Source organism: Robertmurraya sp. DFI.2.37 (genome assembly GCF_029211245.1).
GTDB classification, from domain to species: Bacteria; Bacillota; Bacilli; order Bacillales; family Cytobacillaceae; genus Robertmurraya; species Robertmurraya methanolica_A.
The window spans coordinates 1-7,043 of record NZ_JARGEJ010000100.1 but is presented as its reverse complement, the minus strand read 5'-3'; the positions used below and the strand labels follow the sequence as shown (position 1 = coordinate 7,043).

Annotated in this window: 9 protein-coding genes and 4 pseudogenes; 6 read left to right on the top strand and 7 right to left on the bottom strand. The window is 34.9% G+C overall.

Going from position 1 to position 7,043, the window contains the following annotated elements; genetic code table 11:
• Positions 1-191 precede the first annotated feature (191 nt).
• Positions 192-761: a YitT family protein gene (locus tag PZE06_RS25055; protein WP_225310835.1), complete on the bottom strand. Its 570-nt coding sequence runs from the start codon at positions 759-761 to the stop codon at positions 192-194.
• A 598-nt stretch (positions 762-1,359) separates the two neighbouring features.
• On the opposite strand from PZE06_RS25055, the gene PZE06_RS25050 reads away from it, so the two are divergent.
• Both PZE06_RS25050 and PZE06_RS32165 read left to right on the top strand, forming a co-directional pair.
• The gene (locus PZE06_RS25050) at positions 1,360-1,554 is read left to right on the top strand and encodes a hypothetical protein (protein WP_039238838.1); all 195 of its coding nucleotides are present in this window, start codon (positions 1,360-1,362) and stop codon (positions 1,552-1,554) included.
• Positions 1,555-1,624: 70 nt separating this feature from the next.
• Positions 1,625-2,498, top strand: a pseudogene (locus PZE06_RS32165) (IS66 family transposase); the annotation flags it as partial.
• Between the two features lie 128 nt (positions 2,499-2,626).
• Here PZE06_RS32165 and PZE06_RS25035 read toward each other — a convergent pair.
• The 3 genes and pseudogenes from PZE06_RS25035 to PZE06_RS25025 all read right to left on the bottom strand — a co-directional run.
• A pseudogene (locus PZE06_RS25035) lies at positions 2,627-2,743 on the bottom strand (cell wall hydrolase); the annotation flags it as partial.
• An 18-nt stretch (positions 2,744-2,761) separates the two neighbouring features.
• Entirely contained in the window at positions 2,762-3,652 is an 891-nt protein-coding gene (locus PZE06_RS25030; RefSeq protein ID WP_031538344.1) for a manganese catalase family protein, read from the bottom strand.
• Between the two features lie 24 nt (positions 3,653-3,676).
• Positions 3,677-3,886, bottom strand: a complete 210-nt coding sequence (locus PZE06_RS25025) for a YuzF family protein (protein ID WP_031538343.1) — start codon at positions 3,884-3,886, stop codon at positions 3,677-3,679.
• Between the two features lie 738 nt (positions 3,887-4,624).
• Here PZE06_RS25025 and PZE06_RS25020 point away from each other — a divergent pair.
• The gene (locus PZE06_RS25020; protein WP_076315514.1) at positions 4,625-4,948 is read left to right on the top strand and encodes a DnaB-like helicase N-terminal domain-containing protein; all 324 of its coding nucleotides are present in this window, start codon (positions 4,625-4,627) and stop codon (positions 4,946-4,948) included.
• Here the strand turns inward: PZE06_RS25020 and PZE06_RS25015 are convergent.
• A pseudogene (locus tag PZE06_RS25015) lies at positions 4,864-5,049 on the bottom strand (transposase domain-containing protein); the annotation flags it as partial. The gene PZE06_RS25020 and the pseudogene PZE06_RS25015 overlap by 85 nt on opposite strands.
• Before the next feature lie 21 nt (positions 5,050-5,070).
• Here PZE06_RS25015 and PZE06_RS25010 point away from each other — a divergent pair.
• Positions 5,071-5,289: pseudogene (locus PZE06_RS25010) on the top strand (IS66 family transposase); the annotation flags it as partial.
• Positions 5,290-5,404: 115 nt separating this feature from the next.
• On the opposite strand, the gene PZE06_RS25005 reads toward PZE06_RS25010, so the two are convergent.
• Together PZE06_RS25005 and PZE06_RS25000 are read right to left on the bottom strand one after the other, a co-directional pair.
• Positions 5,405-5,590 carry a hypothetical protein gene (locus PZE06_RS25005; RefSeq protein WP_058005451.1) on the bottom strand — a complete coding sequence of 62 codons (186 nt, stop codon included), beginning with the start codon at positions 5,588-5,590 and terminating at the stop codon, positions 5,405-5,407.
• Between the two features lie 2 nt (positions 5,591-5,592).
• On the bottom strand, positions 5,593-6,033 hold the full coding sequence (locus PZE06_RS25000) for an Hsp20/alpha crystallin family protein (protein ID WP_150917682.1): 441 nt from the start codon (positions 6,031-6,033) through the stop codon (positions 5,593-5,595).
• Positions 6,034-6,321: 288 nt separating this feature from the next.
• Between PZE06_RS25000 and PZE06_RS24995 the strand changes: the two genes are divergently transcribed.
• Both PZE06_RS24995 and PZE06_RS24990 read left to right on the top strand, forming a co-directional pair.
• Complete coding sequence (locus tag PZE06_RS24995; RefSeq protein ID WP_041844990.1) at positions 6,322-6,540, top strand: hypothetical protein; 219 nt, start codon at positions 6,322-6,324, stop codon at positions 6,538-6,540.
• Positions 6,541-6,941: 401 nt separating this feature from the next.
• Positions 6,942-7,043, top strand: a 102-nt coding sequence (locus PZE06_RS24990) for a DUF1657 domain-containing protein (protein ID WP_275791699.1), incomplete at its 3' end; no start/stop codon positions are given.

Genomic DNA, 7,043 nt, shown 5'->3' with positions numbered 1-7,043 from the left:
TCGTGTGAAAAATGCGGAGGAGAAATGTATCCCGAGTATTACAAAGGAGTACACGGTATAGAGTATAAAATTTCGGATATTCGCTAGACAAAAAGGGACCGGGCGGTTTTTGCCCGGTTTTTCTTAGCATTCCATTACTGGTAAAACATGGAGGGAATTTAATAAAGGTTAGCTTTTGGTCCCATAAAAGATTATTTTCCTTTAATTAAGGATGTTATGAAACCCACAGCGATTATAGCTATACATGAATAAAGGAAGGCATCTAATTTTAATAAAGCCAGACCTGCCAACACAATAATTCCATCTATCAGTATAATTACAAGTGCAATATTTAACGAAAAAGTTTCGGAAATAATTTCAGCTAGTAAGTCAGTTCCTCCAGTGCTTGTTTTATATCGCAGCATTAGACCAACTCCAACTCCAATTATTGCACCTCCAATTAGTGCACTTGCAAGTTGGGGAATAAAAAATTGAAAACGAAGAGGAGCCAGTAAATCAATAAATAAGGACGAAACCAATAAGCCTTGCAAACTACTAAAAAAATACTCTTTATTATTTAATGAGGAAAATATACAAATAGGGATACTCAACCCCACCATTATAATACCAGTTGGAAATTTTAAAAAATAATGGAGTAATAGTGCGATTCCAACAATTCCACCGTCTATTAAATGATGAGGAACTAGGAACCCATTCACACCAACTCCTAATAACAGACTTCCAATAAGAGTAGCAATTAATTTCTGAAAAATAACAATCACCTTGTCTCATCTCATTTTAATCTAATAATATGTCGGGAATTTAAGGTTAAGAATGAGGTAAGAATGCAGAGGGAAAATTAAATATTAAAATTTTATGGATATTGATTTTATTAGGGAATACTTCATTTATTAGGGGATAATCGCCTCCACTTTCCCCCTTTCTTAAAAGGCATTAAAGTATCTAAAGAAAGTAATTCTTTAGGTACTTTAATGCTCCGAAATCCCATAAGTAAATAATAATTTAAACTTAAGTAAAGTTACTATTACTCCCTTGATCCCATATATCTAAATCCCTTTTTTATAATGTAAAAGTTCACTCCGTTTTTTTATTTATTGTGTAATAAGGTAAGTTTCCTTGAGCTGACGAAATAATTCGTGCAAAACTAAAAATCATTTATGTTTATTTCCTTTATAGGTAAGTTAAATTATTTAAATTAATGAGAATTGCACTCTTATCACAAAGAACATATTCTATTTTAAAAATAAATTACTAACGTCTATTTGTGAAGATTACCGTAAGCCCCCATTCAAACAACGCATATAAACACGCAGCACCTCCTGGTACGATACATGTATCAATAAAAGGAGGTGCTTTCCTATGCCACAACAAAAACTAACCATTGTTCCCGTTACATTACATACCGAAAACGAAAATAATTCTGCAACAAAGCCAACAGTGCTTTCCTCCAATCCTACTTGCACGATTAAAACGGCAAACGCTGAAATTTCCTTCTTTAACGGTGTAGATGAGCACATCATCCAAGCGGTCATGAGGGAGTTGAAAAATGGGTGAAACACGACTATACAAGCGTTAAAAACATTTATATCATTTGCGGTAAGACAGTTATGAGAAAAGGAATTTGCAAGTGTCCTTATTTGAGGATGACCCGTCTTTTACTGATCCTGATCACACAGAAGAACAAAGCCAACAGACCATTTCTTATACTGTTGTACGAAAAATTCAACCAAAAAAACGAAATGATTCCTTGCGTGAAGATATTGAAATAGAAGCTATTCACCATCATCCAGCAAATACAATCTGTGACGGTTGCCATGATCAAATGATAGAAATGGGCAGTACAATCGTGCGTGAAGAGGCGAAATTTATTCCTGCGAAAATGATGAAAGTTCAACATATTGAACACGCTTATGAATGTAAAAAATGCAAAAGCGATTCATTACAAAAAGGGCAGATTAAACGTGGTAAAGCGCCACAACCTCCCATTCAACGTAGCATCGCAAGTCCTAGCGTACTTCCAAAGTGATGTATGATAAATTTTCACAATACTTACCTCTTTACCGTCAGGTAAAGGAATGGGAGCGTTATGGCCTGAACACGAATGATAAGAACCTTTCCAATTGGGTCTATCGAAGTGTGCCCAGTCAAGGTCCAACGATTGTCCTGTTTCTGAATATACTCTGAACAGAGCGAATGGACTAAAAGCATTCTTGAAGGATGGCCGTATCGAAATTGATAATAATCCAGCCGAAAATGCCATTCGTCCAAATGTGATGGGTCGAAAAAACTGGCTCTTTTCCGTCAGTGAAGCTGGTGCAAAAGCCAACGCCATCTGTTTAAGTATCGCAGAAACGGCAAAAGCAAACGGAGTGGATTTCTATCGTTATCTCTTGAAGTTACTGACGGATTTTCCGAATCTTGATATCTATCCACATTCGGAAATTTTAAATCAATATATGCCTTGGTCAAAAATGATCCAAGCAGAATGTGGCAGATAAAATGAAATCACCGTATATCTGATTAAAAAAATCATGATATACGGTGATTTATGATGCGTACGGTTAAGGTATGCTTATTTTTTATAGTTCGGGCTTACAAAAGAAAAGCATTACCTCAAAGGAAGTAATGGATGAAATCGTTCTCCTTTAATTAGTCTCCTTGCTAACCTAATTTCTGTTTCTCTAGCTGCTTGGTAAAAATATCCTCTTATAGTTGCTTCAAATCCTCCAGGTCGTTGAAAAACTTTCCTACAAAAAATCTATTATAAATTTTCCATTAGACGTTTTTTGATTAATTCATAATCGTCCCTAGTAATACCAGGAGCAAATTCTTCAGGTAACTCCTCTAAGTTTGGAATTGGTCCGCCTTCAGGAGTACCAATTTTCACTTCAAGCGGTTGCCCATTTTCCGGATTTGTTCCTTTCCAAATCATTCCGATATCCCTGTATTCTGTTTCGCTCCATGTGAATAGCACATTGCTTAAGCCTTTTTCTATGAACGGTCTGGCATAATCAAATTTTGAGTTATCAAGATTTGGAACTGGAAGCATTTTCGTCAAGTCTACCCCTGTAGCAATTTCGATTGCTTTCGCATAGGCGAGGATATGTGTTCCTCCACGAACAAGTAAATACCCAATCATGGTTCTAGCAACTGGGTTATCAGTCATCTCATAAACTCTCATTTTATGTGTACGTGCACCAATCTCTAGAAAAAAGTTATGTGTTAAATCTAAAACCAGATTTCCACTATTAAAAACATTATCACCAGTCCAAGGTCTTCCCATTGAATCACCTGGTATAGCCGTTTGAGCTGTAGAAATAAAATGGTGGGTGTTTCTCGCATCCTTCCCATTTTGAAGTGGAGTGATATCCGGATTCCCTGGAAAAGTATTACCTACCGATAACAAATTAATCGTATTAGAAACAAGTTCTACATGACCAAATTCTTCTGCTGTAATGCTTGCCACTAACTCATAGAATGGTTTTAGCTTTTTTTTATTTCTGAAGTTAAAAGACTGAAACATATAGTTATTTAAGGTAGACATCTCCCCAAACTTGCCACCCAAGAGTTCTTGTACTGCTGCTGCAGCATTCATATCGCCGTGTGCGGGTATAGGAAGTTCAATTGCCAATTTATTTATTCTTTTAAACATTATTTCCCCTCCACTTCCTTTTTGTTAACCAGGAAAAACCCAAATAATTTGCTGGGTACGAATAAAAAAGGGAGTTCCGTTAGATTCGACAACAATGTGATCTGGCAATACATTTTTCAAGGAGCCACGAACGCTACCTCTTATGGTTTGAACAGTAACAATTTTACCAACAATGGTTGTTAATGTCTGATAAACATATGGATCATAAAAGCTTAACAGGTTGTTGTTTGTCATTTAGATCCTCCTATTCTAAAGTCATTCTTACTGAGTATATGTTTCTCGATATGAAAAAAGACTGAAAAACAACTGTTCAATTTGACTCTTGTTGTTAAATACTATCCTGAAAATAATAAACGGCAATAGCACATTTTTTGCAATACGAAACTAGGCCTAGCAATACCCAATTTTTTAAACTGGACCTAGGAATGACTAATCTAATCCTTTTATGTACGAATTTATACTATGGCTCGCATACGCCGATGTAATTGACAATAAAATTGAAAAGATAAAGCAAGGGCTTGTAGAGTTCAAGAATAAACTTTATGGCACAGGTAATGCCATTCAAAGTATAACGAAAACTCTTGACAAACTATTTCAACGTCAGGACGAACTGTTTCAACGTCAAGACAATATTATCAAGCTACTGGAAGTTGTGTATAACAATTTATAATTGTATGGAACACCAGTAAATCTCGGGCCTATTTCAAAAATTAGAAGTCATTAAGCCGCACTCGAAAGATGGACAAAGATATATTGAAGTTGTATTTATTTATCGCTTTGAAAAATCTGTTGAAACATGTGCCGATATGATTAATTGCGACAGGAGCACCTAATTGGTATGTAAATAAATTAGCAGCAGAGTTAAGCAACAAAGGTGATGACAAACTATTCAAAACCTTATCATTACTTATTCCAGAGGAAGAATTAAAACCAGAATTAAAGAGTATAAAGGGTGGCTATAAAGATATTGATGTGGTCACTGTTTCCGAACAACTAAATCAAAAAGGGATACTGGAGGATGTGGGCGGCGTAACCTATCTTACTCAATTAGCTGGCTCAGTACCAACTACAGCGAATACCATTTATTATTGTGATTTGGTAAAATCGAAAGCCTTGCGTAGGCGAGGAATTGAAGCAGCAAAAAATATAAGATATTTATCGGAGGTACAGGAATTTGAATATGACGAGACATTTTTGACAGAAGTAGAAAATCAGGCTTTAAAAATCCGATCAATGGCGTTCTCATTACTCGCATCTACATTGGGAAGCTTCTCGAAAATGTACATCAAGTATTGATAAGGATTAAGCCCATTTTCTTTGGCTGTTTCTACAATACTATAAGTCACAGCACTAGCCTTCGCTCCTTTCGGAGTGTTTGCAAAAATCCAGTTTTTCCTTTTAGGACTTAAACACATAAAAGAAAAAACTGGCTCTTTTCCGTCAGTGAAGCTGGTGCAAAAGCCAACGCCATCTGTTTAAGTATCGCAGAAACGGCAAAAGCAAACGGAGTGGATTTCTATCGTTATCTCTTGAAGTTACTGACGGATTTTCCGAATCTTGATATCTATCCACATTCGGAAATTTTAAATCAATATATGCCTTGGTCAAAAATGATCCAAGCAGAATGTGGCAGATAAAATGAAATCACCGTATATCTGATTAAAAAAATCATGATATACGGTGATTTATGATGCGTACGGTTAAGGTATGCTTATTTTTTATAGTTCGGGCTTACAAAAGAAAAGCATTACCTCAAAGGAAGTAATGCTGGTAGGAATTTTTAATATTATTAGTCAGCTCATTTAAAATAATTTTTTTCTTTGCCTGAGGTAAATGGCAGCTTAAAATTAGCAAATCAACTAGGTCAGGTTGTTCCTCAGCAATTTCCTGCAAGTAATCCCTGCCAAACTCTTTCATAACAGGTAGCAAACTGCTCATTTTTAATGGAAATCCACATCAATTCTCTTTTTATTTGTTTGAGTTTGTTTAGGCATGATAACTTCTAGTACACCATTCTTATAAGAAGCCTTTATACCTTCCTCAGAAACAGGAGTTGGTAGTGTAATAGCTCTGTGAAAGCTACCTGTGTATCTTTCTCTCCTATGCATATTCTCTTCTTTAATCTCATTAGTTCTGTTAATTGAGCCACTAATTCTCAATACATTATTTTCAATATCAATGTTTACATCTTCTTTACTCTGTAAGCCTGGAATGTCACAAGTTGCTACTACCTCTTTATCTGTTTCATGAACATCCACTCTTATATTCCCCAATTGATTCATATCATTGTCTAAATGAAAAGGGAAATCATTGAATAATCTGTCAAAATCTCTCCTAATGTTAGTTAATTGTCTAAATGGATCATAAGGTATTAATGCCATTTGTATCATCTCCTTAGTTATTTTTAACAAATATATTTTTTACATTTACTATGTAATTATTCATTTAAGGGATAAGCTGAGTCAGTTTTAGAAAAGCATCCTATTACAGAAAAAGGAGAGCCTAGCTACAGGAGATTTATTTTAGTAATATTTTGGCTTAATTTTAAAACGAAAGGAATCTCAATAATTGTCTATCCAAAGGAATAATTGCTATTTAGAATTGAGGATAAAACAATTTATTCGAGGCATTCTATCTTTTGTACTAAACCACAAACAGGAGGAAGTAGCATGGCTAATCAAATTGATACTAATAAATTAAAACAAGCAGAGGCAGCCTCTTCTATTGTAAAAGATATGATAACTTCAGCGATTGAACAATCTGCTGCTAATACTACTCTTGCTTCAGAAGCATTAAAACAAGCATCAAATGAGGTTGCACAAATACAAACATTAATTAGTCAAGTACAATCTCAGTTACAAGCCCAAGCATCTGCATCGGAAGAATAAAACTATTATAATCTTTTAGCTAAGATGGATAGATGGGATTTGCAATATACGTAAATCCCTTTTTTATTTTTAATCATACGGTGTAACAGCGCACTCCATATTAACATGAACCGTCACTATAGGCGTTTTCTATATTTATTGTGTTTAATTAAGTTCAGTAAAGGGAACGGTGGAAAAAATTTGAGATGAGACATATTACCCAAAAAGATTATACATCGCAATCCTATAATCGTCGCCAAATAGAAGAATTGATGGGGATTTGGAAACGAGGTTACTACAGAAAAAATGGTGCTATTCACCAAAAGTAATTTTATAACTATATTTCCAAAAAATTCACCACATAAGAAAATTCTGATTCAGGTAATCTAAAAAGGTCAAAAAAAATTCAAGGAGGATTCATCATGACAGTAATAAATGATGTTAAGACAGCTCTAGCAGGCTTAAAAAGTGCACAAGCAAGTTTCGAAACATTTGCTCTTGGTACAGATAATCAACAGGCAAAG

Bases quoted from the DNA above. Each gene is read 5' to 3' on its own strand.
- PZE06_RS25030 (WP_031538344.1), bottom strand. From the start codon at position 3,652: ATGTTTAAAAGAATAAATAAATTGGCAATTGAACTTCCTATACCCGCA.
- PZE06_RS25050 (WP_039238838.1), top strand. From the start codon at position 1,360: ATGCCACAACAAAAACTAACCATTGTTCCCGTTACATTACATACCGAA.
- PZE06_RS25005 (WP_058005451.1), bottom strand. From the start codon at position 5,590: ATGAGCAGTTTGCTACCTGTTATGAAAGAGTTTGGCAGGGATTACTTG.
- PZE06_RS25000 (WP_150917682.1), bottom strand. From the start codon at position 6,033: ATGGCATTAATACCTTATGATCCATTTAGACAATTAACTAACATTAGG.
- PZE06_RS25025 (WP_031538343.1), bottom strand. From the start codon at position 3,886: ATGACAAACAACAACCTGTTAAGCTTTTATGATCCATATGTTTATCAG.
- PZE06_RS24995 (WP_041844990.1), top strand. From the start codon at position 6,322: ATGGCTAATCAAATTGATACTAATAAATTAAAACAAGCAGAGGCAGCC.